Origin of the sequence: Azospirillum canadense (assembly GCF_025961225.1) — a bacterium.
Taxonomy (GTDB): domain Bacteria; phylum Pseudomonadota; class Alphaproteobacteria; order Azospirillales; family Azospirillaceae; genus Azospirillum; species Azospirillum canadense.
This window is the reverse complement of record NZ_JAOQNG010000007.1, coordinates 277,047-300,364: the sequence shown is the minus strand read 5'-3', so window position 1 is coordinate 300,364 and position 23,318 is coordinate 277,047. Positions and strand designations below refer to the sequence as shown.

The 23,318-nt window shown below is 68.3% G+C and carries 21 protein-coding genes; 15 read left to right on the top strand and 6 right to left on the bottom strand.

All coding sequences use genetic code 11. The features are described from left to right. The first annotated feature begins 52 nt into the window (after nucleotides 1-52). Nucleotides 53-217 (top strand): hypothetical protein, encoded by a 165-nt coding sequence (locus tag M2351_RS29145; RefSeq protein WP_264659534.1) that lies wholly within the window; start codon nucleotides 53-55, stop codon nucleotides 215-217. 21 nt (nucleotides 218-238) lie between these two features. On the opposite strand, the gene M2351_RS29140 is transcribed toward M2351_RS29145, so the two are convergent. Next, complete coding sequence (locus tag M2351_RS29140; RefSeq protein WP_264659533.1) at nucleotides 239-1,174, bottom strand: AraC family transcriptional regulator; 936 nt, start codon at nucleotides 1,172-1,174, stop codon at nucleotides 239-241. 353 nt (nucleotides 1,175-1,527) lie between these two features. Here M2351_RS29140 and M2351_RS29135 point away from each other — a divergent pair, with 353 nt between their 5' ends. From M2351_RS29135 to M2351_RS29125, 3 genes are all read left to right on the top strand, one after another. Then, entirely contained in the window at nucleotides 1,528-1,986 is a 459-nt protein-coding gene (locus tag M2351_RS29135) for a (2Fe-2S)-binding protein (RefSeq protein ID WP_264659532.1), read from the top strand. Between the two features lie 3 nt (nucleotides 1,987-1,989). Continuing rightward, nucleotides 1,990-4,218: a xanthine dehydrogenase family protein molybdopterin-binding subunit gene (locus M2351_RS29130; RefSeq protein WP_264659531.1), complete on the top strand. Its 2,229-nt coding sequence runs from the start codon at nucleotides 1,990-1,992 to the stop codon at nucleotides 4,216-4,218. A 174-nt stretch (nucleotides 4,219-4,392) separates the two neighbouring features. Further along, entirely contained in the window at nucleotides 4,393-5,040 is a 648-nt protein-coding gene (locus M2351_RS29125) for a DUF47 domain-containing protein (RefSeq protein WP_264659530.1), read from the top strand. A 142-nt stretch (nucleotides 5,041-5,182) separates the two neighbouring features. Here M2351_RS29125 and M2351_RS29120 read toward each other — a convergent pair whose 3' ends face one another. Further along, nucleotides 5,183-6,355 (bottom strand): cystathionine gamma-synthase, encoded by a 1,173-nt coding sequence (locus M2351_RS29120; protein ID WP_264660369.1) that lies wholly within the window; start codon nucleotides 6,353-6,355, stop codon nucleotides 5,183-5,185. A gap of 5 nt (nucleotides 6,356-6,360) precedes the next feature. Further along, nucleotides 6,361-7,740, bottom strand: a complete 1,380-nt coding sequence (locus tag M2351_RS29115; protein WP_264659529.1) for a cystathionine beta-synthase — start codon at nucleotides 7,738-7,740, stop codon at nucleotides 6,361-6,363. Nucleotides 7,741-8,023: 283 nt separating this feature from the next. Here M2351_RS29115 and M2351_RS29110 point away from each other — a divergent pair, with 283 nt between their 5' ends. Next, nucleotides 8,024-8,845: a MetQ/NlpA family ABC transporter substrate-binding protein gene (locus M2351_RS29110; protein WP_264659528.1), complete on the top strand. Its 822-nt coding sequence runs from the start codon at nucleotides 8,024-8,026 to the stop codon at nucleotides 8,843-8,845. A gap of 123 nt (nucleotides 8,846-8,968) precedes the next feature. Here M2351_RS29110 and ccoG read toward each other — a convergent pair whose 3' ends face one another. From ccoG to M2351_RS29095, 3 genes are all read right to left on the bottom strand, one after another. Beyond that, the gene (gene ccoG, locus M2351_RS29105) at nucleotides 8,969-10,459 is read right to left on the bottom strand and encodes a cytochrome c oxidase accessory protein CcoG (protein WP_264659527.1); all 1,491 of its coding nucleotides are present in this window, start codon (nucleotides 10,457-10,459) and stop codon (nucleotides 8,969-8,971) included. Between the two features lie 209 nt (nucleotides 10,460-10,668). Beyond that, on the bottom strand, nucleotides 10,669-12,144 hold the full coding sequence (locus M2351_RS29100) for an aminotransferase-like domain-containing protein (RefSeq protein WP_264659526.1): 1,476 nt from the start codon (nucleotides 12,142-12,144) through the stop codon (nucleotides 10,669-10,671). A gap of 539 nt (nucleotides 12,145-12,683) precedes the next feature. Next, nucleotides 12,684-13,808: an AI-2E family transporter gene (locus M2351_RS29095; RefSeq protein WP_264659525.1), complete on the bottom strand. Its 1,125-nt coding sequence runs from the start codon at nucleotides 13,806-13,808 to the stop codon at nucleotides 12,684-12,686. An 872-nt stretch (nucleotides 13,809-14,680) separates the two neighbouring features. Between M2351_RS29095 and M2351_RS29090 the strand changes: the two genes are divergently transcribed. From M2351_RS29090 to M2351_RS29045, 10 genes are all read left to right on the top strand, one after another. Continuing rightward, entirely contained in the window at nucleotides 14,681-16,516 is a 1,836-nt protein-coding gene (locus tag M2351_RS29090) for a tetratricopeptide repeat protein (RefSeq protein WP_264659524.1), read from the top strand. A 243-nt stretch (nucleotides 16,517-16,759) separates the two neighbouring features. Continuing rightward, nucleotides 16,760-17,173 carry a Rap1a/Tai family immunity protein gene (locus M2351_RS29085; protein WP_264659523.1) on the top strand — a complete coding sequence of 138 codons (414 nt, stop codon included), beginning with the start codon at nucleotides 16,760-16,762 and terminating at the stop codon, nucleotides 17,171-17,173. A gap of 57 nt (nucleotides 17,174-17,230) precedes the next feature. After that, nucleotides 17,231-17,509, top strand: coding sequence for a glycine zipper family protein (locus M2351_RS29080; RefSeq protein ID WP_264659522.1), 279 nt, complete (start codon nucleotides 17,231-17,233; stop codon nucleotides 17,507-17,509). A gap of 56 nt (nucleotides 17,510-17,565) precedes the next feature. Further along, on the top strand, nucleotides 17,566-18,336 hold the full coding sequence (fabI, locus tag M2351_RS29075; protein WP_264659521.1) for an enoyl-ACP reductase FabI: 771 nt from the start codon (nucleotides 17,566-17,568) through the stop codon (nucleotides 18,334-18,336). Nucleotides 18,337-18,363: 27 nt separating this feature from the next. Further along, nucleotides 18,364-19,506, top strand: coding sequence for an MlaE family ABC transporter permease (locus tag M2351_RS29070; protein WP_264659520.1), 1,143 nt, complete (start codon nucleotides 18,364-18,366; stop codon nucleotides 19,504-19,506). A 13-nt stretch (nucleotides 19,507-19,519) separates the two neighbouring features. Then, nucleotides 19,520-20,341, top strand: a complete 822-nt coding sequence (locus M2351_RS29065) for an ABC transporter ATP-binding protein (protein WP_264659519.1) — start codon at nucleotides 19,520-19,522, stop codon at nucleotides 20,339-20,341. Nucleotides 20,342-20,368: 27 nt separating this feature from the next. After that, nucleotides 20,369-21,382, top strand: a complete 1,014-nt coding sequence (locus M2351_RS29060) for an MlaD family protein (protein WP_264659518.1) — start codon at nucleotides 20,369-20,371, stop codon at nucleotides 21,380-21,382. A 56-nt stretch (nucleotides 21,383-21,438) separates the two neighbouring features. After that, nucleotides 21,439-22,032, top strand: a complete 594-nt coding sequence (locus tag M2351_RS29055; RefSeq protein WP_264659517.1) for a PqiC family protein — start codon at nucleotides 21,439-21,441, stop codon at nucleotides 22,030-22,032. A 72-nt stretch (nucleotides 22,033-22,104) separates the two neighbouring features. Continuing rightward, a complete protein-coding gene (locus M2351_RS29050; protein ID WP_264659516.1) occupies nucleotides 22,105-22,353 on the top strand; it encodes a hypothetical protein in 249 nt (82 codons plus the stop codon). A gap of 78 nt (nucleotides 22,354-22,431) precedes the next feature. Further along, entirely contained in the window at nucleotides 22,432-23,280 is an 849-nt protein-coding gene (locus M2351_RS29045; protein WP_264659515.1) for a DUF4344 domain-containing metallopeptidase, read from the top strand. The last annotated feature ends 38 nt before the right edge of the window (nucleotides 23,281-23,318 follow it).

Sequence of the window (23,318 nt, the reverse complement as noted above, 5' to 3'; positions counted from 1 at the left end):
GAAGGCCGGGGTGTTATCCCTGCGCCACGGGGCAGCGCCGAGGGTTGAAACCATGGAAGAGAAGTTGATCGCCTACATCGACCGCGTGAAGGAACGCATCGCCATGCTGCGGTCCGGCACCTTCGAATCCGCTGACGACCGCATCTCCTGCGAAGCGGTGGCGGACAGCCTGGAGTTGGTGGTGCGCGAGCTGACCGACCTGATCGAGATCCGCTGACCGCGTCCGCCAAGTGGATGGTCACCCGGCCATCCTGGCTCCCATTTTGCCGCCCAATTGGGACGGCGGCTCCGGCTGCCGCGCCTTGCCCTTCGCCGCCTCCCGGTCGCGGACGGGCGGCAGGCCGAACATGCGGCCGTATTCCCGGGTGAACTGGGGCACGCTTTCGTAGCCGACCGCGAAGGCCGCGCTGCTCGCGGTCATCCCCTCCGACAGCATCAGCCGGCGCGCCTCGATCAGCCGCAACCGCTTCTGGAATTGCAACGGGGATAGGGAGGTCACGGTGCGGAAGTGCTGGTGGAAGGACGACACGCTCATCCCCGCCACCGCCGCCAAGCGCTTGACGGGCAAGGGCTGCGTGAATTCCGCCCGAAGCACCGTGACCGCGCGCGCCACGCGTTGCGCGTGCCCGTCCAGCCAGCCCAGACGCCGGATCGCCGGCCCGTGCCGGCCGGCCAGCAGCCAGTAGTGCAACTCGCGCACCAGCTGGGCCTGCAGGACCGGCACCGATTCCGGGCGGTCGAGCAGCCGCATCAGCCGCAGCGCCGCGTCGGCGACCTCCGCGTCGGTCGGCTCGACCCGCACGGGCGCGGGGTCGGCCACGAGTGCCGCCCCCATCTCAGCCGCAAGATCCGCGATGACCGCCGGGTCGAGTTCCAGGGCGAGGCAGAGGTAGGGGGCGGCGACGCTGGCGCGCGTGACCTCGCTGACGATTGGCAGGTCGGCCGTGACCAGCAGGGAATCGCCCGCGGTGAAGGCGAAGGTCTGCGCCCCCATCGTGACCTGCTTGCTTCCCTGGAGGACAAGGCAGACCAGCGGGCGGGAGATGGCGTGGACCACGCCGCTGGGCGCGGTCGCGCGCACGGTGGTGAGGCCCGGAATCGGCGTCTGTGCCAGGCCGGACGCGTCGGCGTGGATCTCCGCGTAGCGGCGGACGGCATCGAGCAGGGTGGTCATGGGGCAAGACTACCCCAACCGCCTCCGCTCGCGCGACATCTTGGAGGATCAGGCAAAGAACGGCGAGCATCGGGCAACAACGGCCGGCGTCGCCGCGCGATACTGGGGGCCATGAGCATGGCGTGTGAGGCGGAGCGTGCGGCGCAGGCCGGCGTTGGAGGGCTGACTTCCGATGTAGGTCCCTTGACTTGTGGCCGGCCGGTACGAACTTGAGCGCACGCTCCGCCAGGGAGCGGCTCCGTGATCGGGTGGGGGCGCCCGGTTCCGGTTGCCTGGTCGAGGCGCGGCCGTCGCCGCGCGGACCATTCCGACACAAAAAGATCCGACGGGAAGACAGAGACAGGAATCATCCCATGATTCGTTTGAACATCAACGGGCAGGACCGCGACGTCGACGTGCCGCCCGACATGCCCCTCCTTTGGGTCCTGCGCGACGAACTGAACATGACCGGCACGAAGTTCGGCTGCGGCATCGCCCAGTGCGGCGCCTGCACCGTCCACATCGACGGCACCGCGACCCGTGCCTGCCAGACGCCCGCGGAATCCGCCGTGGGCACCAAGATCACCACCATCGAAGGCATCTCCGGCAAGGCCGCGGAGGCGATCCAGGCCGCCTGGCAGAAGCTGGACGTGGTGCAGTGCGGCTACTGCCAGTCCGGCCAGATCATGAGCGCGGTGGCGTTGCTGACCGACAACCACAACCCGTCGGACAGCGACATCGACGCGGCCATGGACGGCAACGTCTGCCGCTGCGCCACCTACCCGCGCATCCGCGCGGCGATCAAGGACGCCGCCAAGGCGATGGGGGCCTGATCCATGCTGCATCATCTCATCAAGCAGGCGGCCGGCGACGTGGCCGTGGCCGCCGAACCGGTGACCGCGTCCCGCCGATCCTTCCTGAAGGGCGCCGGCGCCGTTGGCGGCGGCCTCGTGATCGGCGCCATGCTGCCGCGGGGTGCTTTCGCCGCGGAGGCCAAGGCGCCGACCATCATCGGCCCGGCCGACCCGCGCCCGCAGGCCTTCGTCCGCATCGCGCCGGACAACACGGTGACCGTGCTGGTCAAGCACCTGGACAAGGGCCAGGGCATCATGACCGGCCTGACCACCATCGTTGCGGAGGAGCTTGACGCCGACTGGGAGCAGATGCGCGGCGCCTTCGCTCCGGCCGACAGCACGCTCTACGCCAACCACTTCTTCGGCATCCAGGGCACCGGCGGTTCCACCGCTGTCGCCAACAGCTGGGACGAGCTGCGCATGGCCGGTGCGGCCGCCCGCGCCATGCTGGTCGCCACGGCGTCCGCGCGCTGGAACGTCCCGGTGTCGGAGATCACGGTGGAGAAGGGCGTGGTCCGCCACGCCAAGTCCAACCGCACGGCGAATTTCGGCGCGTTGGCGGAGGACGCGGCGAAGCTGCCCGTCCCGCAGAAGGTCGCGCTGAAGGACGCCAAGGACTACAAGCTCGTCGGCAACCCGTCGCTGCACCGTCTCGACCATGTGTCCAAGACCAACGGCACGGCCATCTTCGCCATGGACATCCGCCGTCCCGGCCAGGTGACCGCGGTGCTGGCGCGCTCCCCCCGCTTCGGCGGCACGGTGAAGTCGGTCGACGCGGCGGCGGCCAAGCAGGTGCCGGGCGTGATCGACGTGCTGACCCTGCCGGTCGGCGTCGCGGTCGTCGCCAAGAACACCTGGGCGGCCATCAAAGGCCGCGAGGCGTTGAAGGTGGAGTGGGACGACGCCAAGGCGGAGACCCGCGGTACCGAGGAGATCCTGGCCGACTACCGCAATCTGGCGGAGAAGCAGGGCAACGTCGCCGCCAACAAGGGTGACGCCGAAAAGGCGCTGGCCGGGGCGGCCAAGGTGGTGGAGGCGGAGTTCGTCTTCCCCTACCTCGCCCACGCGCCGATGGAGCCGCTGAACGCCACGGTGGAGCTGAAGCCCGACGGCGGCTGCACCATCTACGCCGGGTCGCAGTTCCAGGGTGTGGAGCAGAAGGTCGTCGCCTCCATCCTCGGCTGCAAGCCGGAGCAGGTGGCGATCGAAACCCAATGGGCCGGCGGCAGCTTCGGCCGGCGCGCCACCCCGAACGCCGACTACATCGCCGAGGCGGCGATCATCGCCAAGGCCTACGGCAAGGCGCCGGTCCATTTGGTCTGGACGCGCGAGGACGACATCCAGGGCGGCCGGTACCGCCCGCTGTTCCTGCACAAGATCAAGGCCGGCGTGGACGCGCAGGGCAAGCTGGTCGCGTGGCAGCAGCGCATCGTCGGCCAGAGCTTCATGACCGGCACCCCGTTCGAGGCCGTGATGGTCAAGAACGGCGTCGATGAGACCTCGGTCGAGGGCGCGTCGGACATGGCCTACGCGGTGCCGAACCTGGCGGTGGACCTGCACTCCCCGGTGTCGCCGGTGACGACGCTGTGGTGGCGTTCGGTCGGGCACACCCACACCGCCTACGCCAAGGAGGTCATGATCGACGAGCTGGCCGCTGCGGCCGGCAAGGACCCGGTGGCCTTCCGCATGGATTTGCTGAAGGACAGCCCGCGTCTCCAGGGCGTGCTGAAGCTGGCGGCCGAGAAGGCCGACTGGGGCAAGCCGCTGCCAAAGGGTCGGGCGCGCGGCGTCGCCGTGCACGAAAGCTTCGACACCTTCGTGGCGCACGTGGCGGAGGTCTCGGTCAACGACAAGGGGCAGGTGAAGGTGGAACGGGTGGTCTGCGCGGTCGATTGCGGCCAGGCGGTCAACCCGAACATCATCGAGGCGCAGATCTCCGGCGGCACCGGATGGGGCATCGGCCACGCGCTGCGTGACGAGATCACCATGACCGGCGGCGTCGTGGACCAGGCGAACTTCGACACCTACCAGCCGCTGCGCAACTCGGAGATGCCGCCGGTGGAGGTGCACATCCTGCCGTCTACGATCCGCCCGACCGGCGTCGGCGAGCCCGGCGTGCCGACCGCCGCCCCGGCGGTGGCCAACGCGGTGTTCGCCGCAACCGGCAAGCGGCTGCACCATCTGCCCTTCACCAAGTCGGGCATGGTCTGATCGACGACGCTGGCCGGCGAAGGCCGACAGCATGGGAAGCCGGGGCGCCTTGCCCCGGCTTCTTTCTTTTGGGCCCCCGGCCCCTGCCATGACGCTTGTGTGACGATTTTGCTGCAAAGCCGCCGCGCATGGGGTTATTAGGGAGCGTTCGAACCGACCGAGAGACCAGCTCCCATGCTGCTGCTGCGCGCCATCCGTTCCATGATGCCGAAAGAAGAGCGGGTCATTGAGCAATTCGTCGAGCAGGCCCGCTACATCGTCACGGCGGCCGATGCCCTGGAGGCTGTCATGGCCGCCGAACCGGAGGAGCGGGGCGAGCGGACGGCGGCCCTGAAGCGCATCGAGAAGGACGCCGACCGCGTGGCGAAGGAAGCCGGGCGCGGCTTGCACCGCACCTTCATCACGCCCTTCGACCGGTCGGAGATCCAGGCGCTGATCAACGCGCTGGACGACTGCATCGACCTGATGGACGAGGTGCCGCGCCACGCGGCGCTCTACGGCATCGACAGCTTCGACACGCCGATGCGGCGCATGGCGTCGATCATCCGCCGGCAGGCGGCGCTGCTGGTGGACGTGATGCCGCTGCTGGCGACCATCACCGGCAACGCCGAACGCATCCTGAACGTCTGCAGCCAGATCTCCGACCTGGAGGACGAGGCCGACGAGATCCTGCGTGACGCCCTGAAGGCGCTGATCGCCGAAAAGCCGGAAATGATCGCCTTCCTCGGCCGCCGCGAGGTGTACGAGCTTCTGGAAGCGGTCACCGACCGCTGCGACGACGTCGGCGACCTGATCGAAGGAATCACGCTGGACCAGGCGTGAGCGTCCATAATCCCCTCTCCCCCCTGGGGAGAGGGTTAGGGTGAGGGGGCGCCCGCAGGGCGGAAACGCAGCCTCATTGCAGCGCTTTTCCGGCCTGCGGCCGCCCCCTCATCCCAACCCTTCTCCCCAGAGGGGAGAAGGACTACGCCAACGCCCGTTCCAAATCCTCCCGCAGATCCTCCGCGTCCTCGATTCCCACCGACAGGCGGATCAGCCCGTCGCCGATGCCGAGCGCGCGGCGCTGCTCCGCGGGGATGGAGGCGTGGGTCATGATCGCCGGGTGCTCGATCAGGCTTTCCACGCCGCCCAGGCTTTCGGCCAGCGCGAAGAGCTGGCAGCGTTCCAGCACGCGCTTGGTGTCCTCCAGGCCCGCGTCCAACTCCACCGTGACGATGCCGCCGAAGCCGCGCATCTGGCGCTTGGCGAGATCGTGCTGCGGGTGGCTTTCCAGCCCCGGGTAGACGACGCGGCGCACGCGCGGGTGACGCTCCAGCCAGCGGGCGATCTCCAGGGCGCTGGTGCAGTGCCGCTCCATGCGCAGCGCCAGCGTCTTCAGCCCGCGCAGCGCCAGGAAGCTGTCGAAGGGGCCGGAGATGGCGCCGACCGCGTTCTGGAGGAAGGCCAGCTTCTCTGCCAATTCCGCGTTGTCGCCGACGACCGCGACTCCGCCGACCATGTCGGAATGGCCGTTCAGGTACTTGGTCGCCGAGTGCACGACCGCGTCGACGCCCAGCTCCAGCGGGCGCTGGATCCAGGGGCTGGCGAAGGTGTTGTCCACCACGGTCCAGATCCCGCGTGCCTTGGCAAAGCGGACCACCGCCTCGATGTCCACCAGCTTCAGCATCGGGTTGGTCGGCGTTTCGATCCAGATCAGCCGCGTGTCCGGCTGCACGGCGGCGGCCAAGGCGTCGAGGTCGCTCATGTCCACATAGCTGGCGCGCAAGCCCATGGAGCGTTTGCGCACCCGCTCGAACAGGCGGAAGCTGCCGCCGTAGAGGTCGTCCGACGCGACGATGTGCGTTCCCGCGTCCAGCGTTTCCAGCAGCGTGGAAATGGCCGCCAACCCGGACGCGAAGGCGAAGCCGCGCGTGCCGCTCTCCAGGTCGGCGATGCAGCGTTCGAAGGCCATGCGCGTCGGGTTCTGGCTGCGCGCGTACTCGTAGCCCTTGTGGACGCCGGGGCTCTCCTGCACGAAGGTGGAGGTGGCGTAGATCGGCACCATGACGGCACCGGTGGACGGGTCGGGAGACTGCCCGCCATGGATGGTCCGCGTGGCGAAGGCCAGGCGGTTCTTGCCCTTGCTGCTGTCCGTCATGATGCTCACGCGCTCTCAAGCCGAAGGTGGTTGATCAGGTCGACCCGTGTGACCAGGCCGAGGAAGCGGTCGCCCTCCACCACGATGGCCACGCGGTCCTGGGCGAACAGCGGGTTCAGCGCCGCGATGGGCGCGTCCGCCGGAGTGGTGACGAGGTCGCGCACCATGGCCTCCCGCACCGGCCTGTCGAAGGATCCGGAGACCACCGCGTGCAGGATGTCGCTCTCGTCCAGCAGCCCGACCAGCTTCCCGCCGTCGGTCACCGGTAGCTGCGACACGTCGGCCACGCGCATGCGGCTGAAGGCGGTGCGCAGTGTGTCCGCGGGGCTGACCGTGATGGTGCCGCCGGAATCGAAGCGCCGGGTGACGAGGTCGCGCACCGCGCCGGTGTGGGCGCGCGGGGTGAAGCCCTCGTCCAGCAGCCAGAAGTCGTTGAACATCTTGGACAGGTATTTGTTGCCGCTGTCGCAGATGAAGGTGACGACTCGCTTCGGCGTGGTCTGCTCCCGGCAATAGCGCAGCGCCGCCGCGACCAGCGTGCCGGAGGAGGAGCCCGCCAGGATGCCTTCCTTCACCAGCAGGTCGCGCGCCGTCTCGAAGCTCTCCGCGTCCGACACGGTGTAGGCCTTGGAGACGAGGTCGAGGTTGGCGATGGGCGGCACGAAGTCCTCCCCGATGCCCTCCACCTTCCAGGAACCGGCCTCGACCAGCTCGCCCGTGGCGATATAGTGGGCCAGCACCGATCCCTCTGGATCGGCCAGCACCATCTCCGTGTTCGGATTGACCGACTTCAGGAAGCGCCCGACGCCGGTGATCGTGCCGCCGGAGCCCACGCCGGCCACCACGGCGTCGACGTCGTGGCCCATCTGCTCCCAGATCTCGGGGCCGGTGGTCGTCTCGTGGGCATGGGGGTTGGCGGGGTTGCCGAACTGGTTGACGTAGAAGGAGCCGGGGATCTCCGCCGCCAGCCGCTCCGCCAAATCCTGGTAGTATTCCGGGTGCCCTTTCGGGACGTCGGAGCGGGTGATGCGCACCTCCGCCCCCAGCGCCTTCAGGTGCAACACCTTCTCCCGCGCCATCTTGTCCGGCACGATCAGGACCAGCCGGTAGCCCTTTTGTGCTGAGACCAGCGCCAGCCCCAGGCCGGTGTTGCCGGCGGTCGCCTCGATGATGGTGGCGCCGGGCGTCAGGCGGCCGTCGCGCTCCGCCGCCTCGACCATCGACAGGGCGATGCGATCCTTGATGGAGCCGCCGGGATTCTGGCTTTCCAGCTTCACGAACAGGCGGCAGGGACCGGTGTCCAGCCGCGAGATTTCGACAATGGGCGTGTTTCCAACCAGGGACAGCACGCCGGACCGCGGGTCGGGTGCGCGGCGGGTGTTCATGGGTGTCCTCCCTTCAACGGACGGGGCAGGCCGTATTTTTGGCCCTTCACCGTAAACAGGAACGCGGCACGGACGCTGACGGACCATCCGTACGGGTCAGTATGTCCATGCCGTCGCGGAACTCGACATTATAGTCTATTATTTTTATAGATATATAGCACAATTCAACACAGAACTGCTCTGCGTGATCGGCAGTGATCAACGCCAGAAGGCTGTCGTATGGATGCGTGATGCAGCCTGTTTGAAAAAACCAAAGTCCAAGAATCAGCCCAAGAGGAATCCCATGCAAGACCATGTCACTTCCCGACGCAATTGGCTCCGCCGCGCCGGCTTGGCCGGCGGCATCGCGTTGGCGCTGCTCGCGTCGGGCGCCGCCTCCGCCGCGGAGAAGATCAAGCTGGGCGTCATGGGCGGCGCCGAGGAGGAGATCGCCGAGGTCGCCAAGAAGGTCGCCGCCCGCAACGGGCTGGAGGTGGAGTTGATCACCTTCTCCGACTACGCCATCCCCAACGCGGCGCTGGACGCCGGCGAACTCGACGCCAACGCCTTCCAGCACAAGCCGTACCTGGACGCGCAGATCGCCGCGCGCGGCTACAAGATCATTCCCATCGGCTACACGATCGTGGAACCCATCGGCCTCTACTCCCGCAAGGTGAAGGCGATCGGCGACCTGAAGCCGGGCGCCAAGATCGGCATCCCGAACGACCCCAGCAACGGCGGCCGCGCGCTGAACCTGTTGGCGGCGAACGGCCTGCTGACGCTGAAGGACGGCAAAGGCCTGACGCCGAGCGTGCTCGACATCGCCACGAACCCGAAGAAGCTGGAGCTGATCGAGCTTGAGGCCGCGCAGCTGCCGCGCGCGCTGGATGACTTCGACGGGGCCATCATCAACACGGACTACGCGGTGAACGCCGGCCTGACCCCGGCCAAGGACGCGTTGATCCAGGAACCGCGCGACGGCAACCCCTACGGCAACTTCATCGCCGCGCGCGCGAAGGACAAGGACCGCCCGGCGCTGAAGACTCTGGTCTCTGCCTACCAGTCGCAGGAGGTGAAGGACTTCCTGCAAACCCGCTTCAAGGGCGCGATCCTGCCGGCTTGGTGAAGTCGTCTCCAGGATGTTGACCACAGAGGCACGGAGACACGGAGATTATAAGGGTTCTTGGTCGCGTCGCACGGCCGGCTGAAACCCCTCTGTGTCTCCGTGTCTCTGTGGTTCAGATTTACTCTACGGCCCCAAAAACACCGTCGCGGCGGTCTGTACTCCGCCCTCGGCCGTGTTGGTCAGCGTGAAGGTGATGGGGGTCGACACCGCGGCGACCGCGCTACGCGGAACCCGCACGTGGACCCGGTAGGTCTGCACCGTGTCGGGCGCCGCGGTCAGCTCCAGTTCGGCCCCCTCCGCACCGTTGACGCCGGCCCCGTTCAGCACCGCACCCGCGATCCCCGACAGGGTCAGGCGGTAGGCCTGCGGCTGGCGGGTCATGTTGGCGATCTTCACCGTGTAGCTGTTCTGCAGCTCGCCGCCGGACAACGCCACATACAACGGCGCTCGGTCGCGCAGCACGGACAGGCCGGACGCCGGCTTCAGCGCGAGGCTCCAGGCCATCACGCCGCTCACCACCACCATCAGCAACGTGTAGACGATGGTGCGCGGACGGACGAGCCGGTAGGGCTCCGGCTTGCGGGCCGCTGCCTTGGCGGCCTGGGCCGATTGGGTGTCGTAGCGGATCAGGTCGCCCGGCCGGCCGATGCGGGCCATGACGTCGTTGCAGGCGTCGATGCACAGGCCGCAGCTGATGCAATCCATCTGGATGCCGTCGCGGATGTCGATCCCCGTCGGGCAGACATGGACGCAGGCGTTGCAGTCAATGCAGTCACCAAGGCCCGTGCTCTTGCGCGCCTCCCATCCCTGGTCCTTTCGCAGGGGCGCCCGGCCCTCGCCGCGCCAATCCTGGTAGGTGACGACGAGGCTCTCCTCGTCCAGCAGGGCCGCCTGGATGCGCGGCCAGGGGCAGACGTAGACGCACATCTGCTCCCGCATGAAGCCGGCCATGGCGTAGGTGCAGGCGGCCATGAACAGCATCCAGCCCGAGGCGAGCGTGGACGGCTCCAGCCGTGCCAAGTCACGGGCATAGCCCGGCGCGTCCACGAAGTAGAAGATCGCCGTGGCGCCGGTCGCCAGCGCGATCAGCAGCCACACGGCGTGCTTGGCCGCCTTCCTGGCGAGCCAGCGGGCGTCGCGCGGGCCGTTGTCCAGCCGGATGCGGGCTCCGCGGTCGCCCTCGATCCGCTCCTCGACCCACACATAGAGGTCGGTCCAGACCGTCTGCGGGCAGCTGTAGCCGCACCAGACGCGCCCGGCCAGCGCGGTCGCCAGGAACAGCCCGATGGCCGCCAGGATCATCGCCCCGGTGAAGTAATAGATGTGCTGCGGCCACAGCTCCACGGCGAACAGGTAGAAGCGCTGGGCGTCGAGGTCGAGCAGCACCGCCTGGTCCGGCACGCCGGCCCCGCGGTCCCAGCGCAGCCAGGGGAGGATGAGAAACAGCGCGAGCAGGGCCGTCGTCAGCGCCCACTTGATCCGGCGGAACCGTCCGCGGGCCGCCTTCGGGTAAATCTTTTTGTGGGATGCATAGAGCGGCGGCAGGGAAGGTGGATTGGGCGGTGGAGTGACGGCCCCGGATTCTCCGACCGGAGAGCGGGCGAGTTTCTGCATGACGAGCCTCTGCACGAAGTATCGTGGCCGAAGACCCGCCGAAGCGCCGGCCTTGCGGCAATGCGGGCATTGTATGCGCGCATTGTAGGGGTCGCAAGACGGATTGAATGTATTGCAAAGACGGAAAAATGCCGTGTTTCGGGCATAATCCTATCAATGCGTCACTTTGTAGCACCCTGTATGGAGGCCCGCCCCGTCAGATGCGCCCGTCAGATGACGACGCCCGCGGCGGCCGGGATCAGGTCCAGCGCCTCCGCCAGGACATGCAGCACCTGGCGGGTGTCCTCTCGGGTGGCCGGGGCGCCCAGGCAGACGCGCAGGGCCTGCGGCACGTCGGGTGTCGTCGCGAAGGCGTCGGCCGTCACCGCGGCGATGCCGCGGGCGCGCAGATGGGCCGCGAACTCGCCCCGCGTCCAGCTCTCCGGCAGGCTGAGCCAGAGGTGGAACGCCTCCCGCTTGGTGATGGCGCTGCCCGGCGGCAGGAGGGACTCGGCGAGCGCCCGGCGCTCCACCGCCTCCGCGCGGATGCCGTCGCGGATGGCGGCGGCGGTGCCGTCCTCGACCCAGCGCCGCGCGATCCCCGCGGCGAGAGGGGAGGCCATCAGCGTCGTGCCGCGCTGGGCGGCCGACACCCGCAACGCCTGCCGCGCGTCGGGCACGGCCACATAGGCGACGCGCAGCATCGGCGACACGCACTTCGCCAAGCCGGCGATGTGGAAGGTGATCTCGGGCGCCAGGGCGGCCAGTGGCGGGGGGGAGTCCTCCGGCAGGGTGCCGTAGATGTCGTCCTCGATGATTGGCACGCCATGGTCGCGCGCGGCCGCAACGACCGCCGCGCGCCGGTCCGGCGGCATGGTCGCGGTGGTCGGGTTGTGGAAGGTCGGGATGCAGTAGAGCGCCTTCGGCCGGTGCTGCGCCAGGACCGCGCGCAGGGCGTCCGGGTCGATCCCGTCGGCGTCCATGGGCACGCCGACCACCCGCAGACCCAGTTGCGCGGCGACGGCGCGGAAGCCGGGGTAGGTCAGCGCTTCCGTACAGACGGTGTCGCCGGGGCGGGCCAGCGTGGTCAGCAGGGCCAGCAGCGCGCCCTGCGTGCCCGGCGTCACCAGAACCCGTTCGACGGGCAGGTTCGGCAAACGGTCGCGCAGCCACTGAGCGCCCGCCGCGCGCTCCTCCCGCGGGCCGCCGGCCTCCGGATAATGCAGCAGGTCGGGCAGGGCAAGGCCGGAGACGACCTCCGCCATGCTTTGGCGCAGCCGCTGGAGCAACGCCGGCGAATCCGGCAGTGGCGGCTGGTTCATGGTCATGTCCATCAGCGATCCGGCCGCAGATCCAGAGTGTGCGGTGGAGTGGCCGGAGGCAGCGGGAAGGGGCGGCGCCATGGTCACGACCGGGCTGGGCCGGACACCGGGACGAACAAAGGTGCCCTGGCCGACGCGCGCGTCGACCAGCCCGCGGGCGCGGGCCTCGCCATAGGCGCGGCTGACGGTGGTGAAGTCGATGCCGATCCGTTCGGCCAGGGTCCGCTGCGGCGGAAGCCGTTGGCCGGGCGCCAGCCGGCCGGCGCGGATGTCGTCGCCGATCGCGTCGGCGATGGCGAGATAGACCGGCTTGGACCGGTCCTCGATGTCCGGGACCCATTCGGTCTTACCGAGTTCGGTCTTACCCGGGGCCTTGTCGTCCATCGGCTTGCCTGTTCCCGTGGCTTATGGCGTCGTGCCACCGTCCACCATAAGGCCCGGCATTGTATGGATTGTCAATACGCCGCTCCGGCGCCGATTGCCGGCCGACCCAGATCTGCGCGCGCGAGGGCGCCCGCCTGTCAGCCGCCGGGGATTGACGCGCCGGGGTTTGACGCATGGACATAATGCGAATGGTCCGATGTCGGTTTCTCACGCCGAGATGTTGTTCTGTTTGTTGTGACCGGGGAGTCCCATGCACGGCTACAGCGTCCATCGGCGGCGTGGCATTCTGATAAGGCTTCGCAGGATCGTGGAAGGCTACGAGCGTCAGGGCCAGGACAGCGTCGTCCTCATGCGCGGCCTTCGCTACGACCTGGCCGTGCGGGCCACCGAGGTGAATGGCGACGCGTGCGCTTTTCCAGCCTGTCCGTGCGTGAAAGCCGATTGCGGCAGCTGTCCACGGCCTCTTCCCACGGACGCAAGGGAAGACATCCGGCGGCCATAGCCCCGTCGCACTCCAAAAATCAGCAGGCTGCGCCGCATCAGTCCGCGGGCGCTTCGCCGCGCTCCGATCCGCCGCTCCATTCGCGGGTCAGGCTGTAGGCGACGGCGAGCAGCGTGGGGCCGAGAAAGACGCCGATCAGGCCGAAGGCAACGAGTCCGCCGACGATGCCCAGGAAGATGACGATGAAGGGCAGGTCGCTGCCGCGCCCGATCAGGATCGGGCGCAGCACGTTGTCCAGGCTGCCGACCACAAGGCCGACCCACACGGCGATGAACAGCGCCATGCCTGTCTCCCCCCGCCCGGCCAGCCAGATCGTCACCGGCACCCAGATGACCGCCGGGCCCATGGGGATCAGCGTCAGGAAGAAGGTCGCGAAGCCCAGCAGGAAGGCGCCTGGAACCCCGGCGACCCAATAGCCGAAGGCGGCGGCGATGGCCTGCACCAGCGCCGTGCCGAGGACGCCGTGCACGACCCCGATGATGGTGGTCGCCGCCACGTCCAGCGACTGCCGCGCCCGCGAACCGGCGATTTGCCCCATGACGCTGCGCAGCCGTTCCACCGCCGCGCGGCCGTCGCGATAGAGGAAGAAGGCGATGAAAACGCTGATCGCGATCAGCGAGGTGCCGGACAGCAAAGCGCCTCCGCTCGCCAGGACGAAGTCGCGGATCCGCCCCAGATAGGGCTGAAGCACGGTGCGGAGGTCCGCCTGGCCGGTCGCCAGCGCGGTCCAGACCTCCTGCATCGTCGCGCCCGCGATGGGGATCCGGGCCATCCAGTCGGGCAGCGGCCCCAATCCCTGCTCGACGCCGGTGTTGATGAGTTCGAAGAGACGCAGCACGTTCTCGGACAACTTTAGCCCCAGAAGAACCAGCGGGCCGACGAACAGGGTCATCACCACCAGCGTCATGATCGCGGCCGACAGCGTGGTGCGGCCGCCCAGCGCGCGTTCCAGCCGCCAATGGAGCGGCCAGGTGCTGAAGGTCAGGATGACCGCCCACAAAATCGCCGCGATGAAGGGCCGCAGCACCACGAAACAGCCGCCCAGCAGCACCAGGATCAGCGCGAGGACGAGCGCCTTGCGGACGTAGCTCATCTCAAACCGATCGGCCGTGTCCAACGCACCGGCCTGCGGCATCCGTTCGTCGTGGAAGACATCGGCCATGGCTCTGCTCCCGGGAAGGGCGTGCGCGCGCGGCGGGCCATGATGGGCCATGACGGGGGTCATCGCCGCCTTCTCGCGCCATGGTCTTTCTTATCGAAAACTTCCGCGCCGCGAACGCGCGATACGGTATGTCGTCCACCCCCCCCCCGGAAGACACCGCCGCGTGGAAGCCGCCGCGTGGAAGCGCCTGTATACGGTAACACGATGCGGCCGTGGTACCGTATCAACCAACGGAAGGCACGCCGGGGATCGCGCGTCTTCCATCTCCGCCCAGGGCCATAGGCGCGCTGTCATCGGCACAGGAGCGCCGTGCGAATCCGCGCCGGCCATGTCCTTCCTTCATAGGGTTAGCCTACCTTTGGGTTAGCCTACCTTTTTTGTCATACAATCCGTTGCCTTCGATCAAGACTACCCAGAGACATTCCGTCGGTCGGTAATCCTGGTCTGAAAATCCGATCCAATGCACCGTCGGCTTCAAAGGGTTCCGACAATAGGAGATAGCCCGGTCACGCTTGAGGAATGCTGTTCGTCGTTCGAACGATTGGTGCGCTTCGAGGGAAAGTGGAGGCATAGCTTCTGCTGTAAGCTATGAGTATGTACGCCTTCCGCTGTTGTTTCAATTGCGCCCTGCCGGCGATAAACAGGGCTTGCAAGAGCGGGCAAGCAAAGAGACTTCTTTAGAAATTCACCCAAAACAAAAGAGACCGTTCTCGCGCTGGCACGGCTTCTCCACGTTCCGTGGAAGAGGCGTGTTCTTTCAAAGCGTTGTGCAAAAACATTGTGGGGGTGCCGTCGATTATCGCGTGCCGGGCTGTTCGTGTCCAAACCAGTGGCCGGAACCAGTGGATGGTGAGAGCATGGATGGAGGGGGCATGCCGCAATCCTCTGGTGAGGCGATTCCGCCTGCGCTCATTGATGAGGCGCTGGAGCGGGTTCTCGCCAGCCGGGGGTTCCGCGGGTCCGCTCGCAAGCAGCGGTTCCTGCGGTTCATCGTTCAGGAAACCCTGGCCGGCCACGCCGACCGGATCAAGGCTTACGCCATCGCGATCGATGTGTTCGACCGCGATGCCAGCTTCGACCCGCTGCTTGACCCGGTGGTCCGCATCCATGCGGGCCGTGTCCGCCGTTGCCTGGAGCAGTACTACCTGACCGACGGGGCTTCCGACGCGGTCCGCATCACCATTCCAAAAGGCAGTTACGTTCCCCAATTCACCGGCATGCCGGCCGTGGCCCCGTTTGCTGCCCTGCACTCCCGGGCGGAGCACCAAGCCGACGGCAACGCCGCGGCTGGCGGTCGCGGCCCGGGCGAGCCGGCCGGTGACCCGGCACAACTCTCCACGCCGCCATGGCGCCCGCGTTTCCGCTTCGCCGCCAAGCCGCGCACGGCCGTTCTCGCGTCGGCGGTGCTGCTGGCCGTCGCCGCGCTGCTTTTCACCCTGTGGGGCGTGGATTCGATCCGGCGGGAGCCGTCGGGCGGGGTGCCGCCGGCCTTCGTGGAGCGTGGCCCGGCGCTGCTGGTGGTGCCGTTCGCCAACGGCAGCACCGACCCATCGCAGGACATTTTCGCCGAAGGCTACACCGAGGAGCTTATCGGCGCGCTGGTCCGCTTCAAGAATGTGCTCGTCTTCGGGGCCGAGACCAGCTTTCGCTACAAGTCGGCGGCGGCCCTGCGGCAGGCCGAACCGAACCTTCCCATCGACTATGTCCTGAAGGGCAGCGTCGCCCAGGTCGGCGGGCAGATCCAGGTCACCGCCGTGCTGATCGACGCGAAAACCCGCCGTTATCTGTGGTCCGACAACGTCCGCCGCGACTTGACGGCCGCCACCATGGTCGATTTGCGCCAGGACATCGCCGTCCGGGTGGCCCGCGCGCTGGTGCAGCCGAACGGCGTGATCGAGGAGGAGGAGGCGCGCCACGCGGCCGACCGGCCGCCGACGGCCCTGTCCTCCTACGAATGCCTGTTGCGGACCCGGCAGTACTGGCGCCACCTGGACGCGGACCTGCATGGCCAGGTGCGCACCTGCCTGGAACGCGCGGTGCAGACCGATCCGCTCTACGCGGACGCGTGGGCTGCGTTGGCCATGGTCACCATCGACGAGACCCGGCTTGGCTTCAACCCGCGGTCCGCCGACCCCGACCCGTTGGCCACCGGCCTGGAACTGGCGCAGCGCGCCGTCGCCCTGGCGCCCGACAGCCCGTTGCCGCACCAGGCGCTCGGGCTGGCCTATTGGCTGCGGCGCGAGCCGCAGCTGAGCATCGCCGCCTACGAGCGGGCGCGTGCGCTCAATCCCCACGGTCCCGACATTCTCGCCGATCTCGGACGCTGCTACAGCCTCGTTGGGGACTGGCAGACGGGCATACCCCTGATCCAGGAGGCGTACGCGCGCAACCCGGCGCAACCGAGCTGGTACCGCATCGTCATCGCCACCTATCACTATGTGAACGGACGGTATGACGAGGCTCTTGCCGAGGCCCAGCGCGTCGACGTGCCGGAGTTCGTTCTTTCCCACGTCGCCCTGGCGATGATCCACGCGCAGGCTGGGCACAAAAGCGACGCCGCGCGGGAGGTGCGGGAAATCCTCCGTCTCGATCCGGACTTCGGCGCGAAGATCGTGCCCGAACTGGAGCGGCGGAACATCGCCCCGCCCACCATCGCCAAAATCCTCGACGGCGTCCGGAAAGCCGGCCTTGCCGTCCCGTCCGGCTGATGCCGGCAGCCATCGCCCGCGCTGCTTGATACCCGCCCCGCTTGATACGGTGAGATGTTACCGTAGCACGCCCGCGTTTCTCCCGCTTGCTACTTCTGGACGCCCCGCGGTTGCGTCTCAATGGACGTCGGAACCGAAGTCACCGGAACCGAAGTCACGCGTGCCCCCATTCGTTGTCGTCCAGCGGGGCGCGCCGCCGGTGGCCAGGAAAAGTTGTCGGGGAAAAATCGTCGGGAGTGATCGATGACACACCAGCCCAAACGCGCTCTGGCGGCCATCCCGGTGGCCATCGCCATGGCCATGGCGGCCGCCACGGCGCAGGCGCAAACCGCGCAGGCCCCTTCAGAAACCAATTTCCAGGTTCGGACCACCGGCGATCTCGTGCAACTGTGCGAGGCTGCGCCGACCGACCCGACGGGGATCGCGGCCCTGCATTTCTGCCAGGGTTTCGCCGTCGGGGCCTATCAATACCACCAGATCGTCACCGCGGCCGAGGGCAAGCGCCAACTGGTGTGTGCGCCGAACCCGCCGCCGTCGCGCAACGAGGCCGTGGCGGCCTTCATCGCCTGGGCGAAGCAGAATCCCCAGCAGATGAACACGCCGCCGGTGGAAGGGCTGTTCCGCTTCCTCAGCCAACGCTACCCGTGCCGCGTCTGACCTCTGCGCCAAAACCGCAGGCTCATTCCGATGGGGCATTTTGACAAGGGCACAGCCATGACACCCAACCATCTTCTCATCGTCGCGGCCGTCGCGTTCCCGCTCACCGCGTGCAGCGACATGTCCCCAACCCAGCAGCGCGCGCTCACCGGGACGACCGGCGGCGCGGCCGGCGGCGCCCTGATCGGCGCCATCGCCGGAAACGCCGGCATGGGGGCCGCGATCGGCGCCGGCGCCGGCTTGGCCGGTGGCCTGCTCTACGACTATCACAAACGGACGGAGCAATCCGCCTATCAGCGCGGCGTGCAGACGGGGCAGAGCCAGAAGGGCAGCTGACCCACACTGGCAGCACGGCCCGTCGGCACCGATCCGAAATACGGGAGCTTCCCGCCATGACGTTGATCTCGCTCGACGGCAAGCGCGGCCTCGTGGCCGGCATCGCCAACGACCAGAGCATCGCCTACGGCTGCGCCAAGGCCTTTCGTGCGCTTGGGGCGGATCTGGCGATCACCTACCTGAACGAGAAGGCGCAGCCGCACGTCCGCCCGCTCGCCGAACGGCTCGGCGCGGACCTCATCCTGCCCTGCGACGTGCAGCGCGACGGCGATCTGGAGCGGGTGTTCGTGGCCATCCGCGACCGCTGGGGCCGGCTGGACTTCCTGCTCCATTCGATCGCCTTCGCCCCGCGGGAGGATCTGCACGCGCGCGTGGTCGACTGCTCCAAGGACGGCTTCTCGCTGGCCATGGAGGTGTCGTGCCACTCCTTCATCCGCATGGCGAAGCTGGCGGAGCCGCTGATGACCAACGGCGGATGCCTGATGACGGTCAGCTTCTACGGCGCGGGGCAGGTGGTCGAGCACTACAACATGATGGGCCCGGTCAAGGCCGCCCTGGAAAGCGCGGTCCGCTACATGGCGGCCGAGCTGGGGTCCAAGAAGATCCGCGTCAACACCTTGTCCCCGGGCGCGCTGGCGACCCGCGCGGCTTCGGGCATCGACCGCTTTGACGAACTGCTGGAACGCGCCGCGGCCCGGGCGCCCACCCATCATCTGGTCACCGTGGACGAGATCGGGCCGACCGCCGCCTTCCTGGCCAGCGACGCCGCGCGGCAGATCACCGGCCAGGTGGTCTACATCGACGGCGGCTATCACGTGATCGATTGATTGCTCGGGGGAGGATGATGCGACGCCATGACGGCATCCGTGCGCCTTGAGAGGATTGACGGCCAATCCAGCGACGGCCAAACCCTGGAGTTCCGCTGTTCCGGGGACTGGACCGTGCGGCACGGCATGCCCGCCGTCGCGGAGGTCGCGGCGGGTCTGGCCGGCGATCCGGCGCCGGGCCGGGTGATCGTGCAGGCGCGCGAGCTGGGGCGTTGGGACTCCTCCCTGGTGGCCTACGTCGCGGCGGTGGAGGAGCTGTGCCGGTCGCGGTCGATCGCCTTCGACAAGGGCGACCTGCCGCCGGGCGTCCGGCGCCTCGTCGATCTTGCGCTCGCCGTACCGGAACGGGCGGGAACGCGCCGGGCCGGGGGGGCCAAGCCGGTGTTGGTCCTGGTGGGGGAGGGGACGCTGCGCTCCTGGTCGGGGTTCCAGGACACGCTGTCCTTCCTGGGGGAAGCCACCCTGTCCTTCCTGCGGCTGGTCGCCGGGCGGGCGCGCTTCCGCCGCTCCGACCTGATGCTGACGGTGCAGGAATGCGGGGCGCAGGCGCTGGGCATCGCCTTCATCATTTCGCTGCTGGTCGGGCTGATCCTGGCCTTCGTCGGCGCGGTGCAGCTGCGCACCTTCGGGGCGGAGATCTACGTCGCCAACCTCGTCACCGTGGCGATGACCCGCGAGATGGCGGCCATCATGACCGCCATCGTGCTGGCCGGGCGGACCGGTGCGGCCTTCGCCGCCCAGCTCGGCACCATGCAGGCGAACGAGGAGATCGACGCGCTGACCACGCTGGGCGTGTCGCCGATCGACTTCCTGGTGCTGCCGCGCATGCTGGCGCTGATGCTGATGATGCCGCTGCTGTATCTCTATTCGGCCTTCGCCGGAATGCTGGGCGGCCTGCTGGTCGGCACGGGCATGCTGGACCTGACCGGCACCACCTACCTGACGCAAACCCAGGCCAGCTTCTCCTTCACCGACTTCTTCGTCGGCTGGGGCAAGAGCGTCCTGTTCGGCGCGCTGGTCGCCATCGCCGGCTGCATGCGCGGCATCCAGTCCGGGCGCAGCGCCGCGGCGGTGGGCAACGCCGCGACCTCGGCCGTGGTGACGGCGCTGGTCTACATCATCATCAGCGACGCGATCCTCGCCGTCCTGCTGAACATCGTCGGGCTGTGAGGGGGAGGGCGGCATGGAACCGGCGCCCCCCACCAGTTACCTGGCCAACGAGCCGCGGATCGCCGTGCGGACCCTGGACATGGCCTTCGGCGGCTTCGTGGTGCAGCGCGACGTCAGCTTCACGGTCCGGCGCGGCGAGATCTTCGTCATCATGGGCGACAGCGGCTGCGGCAAGAGCACGATGCTGAAGCACATGATCGGGCTGATCCGTCCGGCCCGCGGCGACGTGCTCTACGACGGCGAGAGCTTCTGGGGCGGCAGCGCCGGGAGCGACGGGACCGACCACCGCATGGCGATCAGCCGGCGCTTCGGCGTCCTGTTCCAGAGCGGCGCGCTGTGGAGTTCCATGACGCTGGCCGAGAACGTCGCCCTGCCGATGACGCTCTACACCGATCTCGACGCGCGCGAGGTGGCGGAGATGGTGGCGCTGAAGCTGGCGCTGGTCGGCTTGCGCGGCTTCGAGGAGTACTACCCGTCGGAGATCAGCGGCGGCATGCGCAAGCGCGCGGGGCTGGCGCGGGCCATGGCGCTCGACCCCGACATCCTGTTCCTGGACGAGCCGTCGGCCGGGCTGGACCCGCTCAGCTCCCGCCGGCTGGACGACCTGATCCTGGAATTGCGCGACAACCTGGGCAGCACGGTGGTCATCGTCACGCACGAGCTGGCGAGCATCTTCGCCATCGCCGACGACGCGGTCTTCCTGGACGCGGAAAGCCGCACGGCGATCGCGCACGGAAACCCGCGCGACCTGATCGACCACGCCGAAAGCCCGAAGGTGCGGGAATTCCTGCATCGCGGTGAGATGGGCGGTGAGATGGCCGCAACGCCCGCCTGACGGGGCGGCCGGAAAGGGAGGTGCGCCATGGCAGCCAAGGCCAATCCGAAGGTGGTCGGCGGCTTCGTCGTCGGGGCCGTGGCGCTGCTGGTCCTTGTGGTGGCGCTGTTCGGCGGCGGCAATCTGCTGGTCAAGCGCCCGCGCGCCGGCACCTATTTCGAGGGCTCGGTCGCCGGGCTGGAGGTGGGGGCGCCGGTCACCTACCGCGGCGTGCGGGTCGGCGAGGTGAAGGCGATCCGGCTGGAGGTGGACAGCAAGACGCTGACGCCCCGCATGCCGGTGGAGTTCGAATTCATCCCCGGCGTCGTCCAATGGACCGACCACCCGTTGCAGCCGGAGGAGTTTCGCCGCCTGATCGACCGGGGGCTGCGCGCCAAGCTGGTGTCGCAGAGCCTGGTGACCGGCCTGCTGGCGATCGAGCTGAACTACTACCCGGACGCGCCGGCCACGGTGGTCGGCGGGCTGCCGCAGGGCGTTACCGAAATTCCGTCCGTCCGCTCGGACATGGAGACGCTGCGGTCGACCTTGAGCAACCTGCCGCTGGACGAGATCGCCACCACCCTGGTGCAGGTCCTGACGCGCGTGGATGCGCTGCTGTCCGGGCCTGAGTGGAAGACCGCCATGGTCTCGCTCGCCGGCGGTCTGCAGCAGTTCGAAGCGCTGATGGAAACGGCGAACACGCAGAGCCGCCCGTTGCTGAGCGACGTCGAGCGCACCGCCAAGGAGGCGCAGGAGGCCATCGTCGAACTCCAGCAGGATGTGCACGCGCTGGTCGGCGACCTGCGCGGCGTGGTCGGCAAGGTGGACGGGGAGGTTCAGCCGCTCAGCGCCCGCGTCCAGGCGGCGGCGGTGGCGGCCGAACGGGCCTTCCAGCAGGCCGACGGCGCGCTGCGGGCGGTCAACGGTGTGATTGATCCGCGAAGCCCCTTGCGCGGCAACCTGGAGCAGACGATGAGCAACCTGTCCTCCGCCTCGAAATCGCTGCGGTCCTTCGCCGACCAGCTCGACCGGCGCCCCAACGTCATCATCACGGGACGGTGAACGTCATGAGATTGTCCGGGGTTCGGCGTCGGGGGATCCTCAAGGGAATCGCGGCCGTGGGCATTCTGGCCGGCTGCGCCGGCGCACCGCCGCGCCTCTACGTCCTGACCCCGCTGCCGCCGGGCGCGCCGAATGGAAGCGGGGGGACGAGCGAACGACGCCACGGCGGCCGGTCGATCGGCGTCCAGCCGGTCACGATGCCGGAGTATCTCGACCGGCCGGAGATCGTCGCCCACACCAGCGCGCACGAGCTGTCCGCCAACCGCGACGACCAGTGGGCCGAGCGGTTGCCGACCAACGCCACGCGCGTCCTGGCGGAGAACCTGTCCGTCCTGCTGGTCACCGACCGCGTGCGCGTGTTGCCGGCGCGGGACGGCGACCGCTTCGACTATGAGGTCACGGTCGATGTCGACCGGTTTGAGCGGACGGTGTCGGGCGACAGCGCGCTTGCCGCCCACTGGGCGATCCGCGACGGCGCGACCGGCAAGGTTCTGGTCCGCGACGAGACGCGCCTGTCCACCCCCGTCCAGGCGAGCGGCTATCCCGCGTTGGTTGCGGCCATGAACGACAATCTGACGGCGCTGAGCCGCGACATTGCGGTGGCCATCGGGAAGCTGCCGCCGAAGGGCGGCGCCCGCGCCCGGACCTGACGCGGATGGCAATCCGCTTCAGGAGGGCCGCCCCGATCCGGCGGGAGCATCCATGCCCAGGCGAGGACAGCCATGCCGGACAGGGTAAGATATGCGGTAACGCGCTTTCCCGACCTGGCCCCGGCGATCAAGCAGTGCTGCGCCGACAACCGCTTCTTCCGCAGCCTGTGCGAGGATTATGGGGAAGCCGTCGAGGTGCTGCGCGGTTGGGAGGGTGAGAACGACCCGGAACGGCTGGAGCGCTGCAACGCGTGCCGCGAACTCATCGCGGATCTGGAGCGCGAGATCCTGCGGGAACTCGAACATTGGATCGGCGAATGAGGCGGCATCGTGCTGTCGAAGCCTCCGTTTCAGGGTGCGGTGGGAAAATCGGTCGAAAGGTCTTTGGGAATGCCGACGATGGCGATCATCCACCGCCCGACGCTTCATTTTGCCGTGCTGGCCTGTCTGGCGCTGGCCTGTCTGGCGCTGGCCTGTTTGGCGCTGGCATGTTCGGCCGGCGCTCCCGCGCTGGCGCGCGAGGGCGGCATTCGGATCGTCTACGCCGTGCCGAAGGATGCGGCGCACGAACCGCTCTACCGGTCCCTGCGCGACAAGCGGGTGCTCGAACGCATACGCGACCGTCTGGTGGGCCTGCGGCTGCCGCGCGTGCTGACCCTGACGGTGAAGGGTTGCGACGGCGAGGTCGACGCCTCGTACGAGGCGTCCGACACGACTCTCACCATCTGCTACGAATACCTCGCCTACATCCAGGATCTGGGCCGGTCGATCCCGCCCGCGGGTGTCGCCGAGGGACTCACGCCCGCCAACTACATCGTCGGTCCGTTCCTGGAAGTCGTCCTGCACGAGCTGGCGCACGCCATCTTCGACTTGAAGAAGGTGCCTATCCTCGGGCGTGAGGAAGACGCGGCTGACCAAGTGGCGGCCTACACGCTGCTGCGCCTCGGCAAGGATGAGGCCCGCCGGGTGATCGCGAGCGTGGCGGTCATGTACGCCAGCGAGGCGAAGGAGGCTCCGCCGGAGCTGAAGGACTTCGCGAACGAACACAGCCTGCCGGCCCAGCGCTTCTACAACCTGATGTGCATCGCCTATGGGTCCGACCGCAAGACGTTCGGTGATTTCGTGGAGAAGGGCTATCTGCCCGCCGAGCGGGCCAAGCTGTGCGAAGAGGAATACCGGCAGGTCAAATACGCCTTCGACCGGCTCGTAATGCCCCACCTGACGGAAGCGGGAACGCCCAGCCGATAACCGGCAACACGGCGTACCCGGCGGCATCGCCACGTTCC

Coding starts and splice junctions, on each gene's coding strand:
- M2351_RS29145 (WP_264659534.1), top strand. CDS start 53: ATGGAAGAGAAGTTGATCGCCTACATCGACCGCGTGAAGGAACGCATC.
- M2351_RS29140 (WP_264659533.1), bottom strand. CDS start 1,174: ATGACCACCCTGCTCGATGCCGTCCGCCGCTACGCGGAGATCCACGCC.
- M2351_RS29135 (WP_264659532.1), top strand. CDS start 1,528: ATGATTCGTTTGAACATCAACGGGCAGGACCGCGACGTCGACGTGCCG.
- M2351_RS29130 (WP_264659531.1), top strand. CDS start 1,990: ATGCTGCATCATCTCATCAAGCAGGCGGCCGGCGACGTGGCCGTGGCC.
- M2351_RS29125 (WP_264659530.1), top strand. CDS start 4,393: ATGCTGCTGCTGCGCGCCATCCGTTCCATGATGCCGAAAGAAGAGCGG.
- M2351_RS29120 (WP_264660369.1), bottom strand. CDS start 6,355: ATGACGGACAGCAGCAAGGGCAAGAACCGCCTGGCCTTCGCCACGCGG.
- M2351_RS29115 (WP_264659529.1), bottom strand. CDS start 7,740: ATGAACACCCGCCGCGCACCCGACCCGCGGTCCGGCGTGCTGTCCCTG.
- M2351_RS29110 (WP_264659528.1), top strand. CDS start 8,024: ATGCAAGACCATGTCACTTCCCGACGCAATTGGCTCCGCCGCGCCGGC.
- ccoG (WP_264659527.1), bottom strand. CDS start 10,459: ATGCAGAAACTCGCCCGCTCTCCGGTCGGAGAATCCGGGGCCGTCACT.
- M2351_RS29100 (WP_264659526.1), bottom strand. CDS start 12,144: ATGGACGACAAGGCCCCGGGTAAGACCGAACTCGGTAAGACCGAATGG.
- M2351_RS29095 (WP_264659525.1), bottom strand. CDS start 13,808: ATGGCCGATGTCTTCCACGACGAACGGATGCCGCAGGCCGGTGCGTTG.
- M2351_RS29090 (WP_264659524.1), top strand. CDS start 14,681: ATGCCGCAATCCTCTGGTGAGGCGATTCCGCCTGCGCTCATTGATGAG.
- M2351_RS29085 (WP_264659523.1), top strand. CDS start 16,760: ATGACACACCAGCCCAAACGCGCTCTGGCGGCCATCCCGGTGGCCATC.
- M2351_RS29080 (WP_264659522.1), top strand. CDS start 17,231: ATGACACCCAACCATCTTCTCATCGTCGCGGCCGTCGCGTTCCCGCTC.
- fabI (WP_264659521.1), top strand. CDS start 17,566: ATGACGTTGATCTCGCTCGACGGCAAGCGCGGCCTCGTGGCCGGCATC.
- M2351_RS29070 (WP_264659520.1), top strand. CDS start 18,364: ATGACGGCATCCGTGCGCCTTGAGAGGATTGACGGCCAATCCAGCGAC.
- M2351_RS29065 (WP_264659519.1), top strand. CDS start 19,520: ATGGAACCGGCGCCCCCCACCAGTTACCTGGCCAACGAGCCGCGGATC.
- M2351_RS29060 (WP_264659518.1), top strand. CDS start 20,369: ATGGCAGCCAAGGCCAATCCGAAGGTGGTCGGCGGCTTCGTCGTCGGG.
- M2351_RS29050 (WP_264659516.1), top strand. CDS start 22,105: ATGCCGGACAGGGTAAGATATGCGGTAACGCGCTTTCCCGACCTGGCC.
- M2351_RS29045 (WP_264659515.1), top strand. CDS start 22,432: ATGGCGATCATCCACCGCCCGACGCTTCATTTTGCCGTGCTGGCCTGT.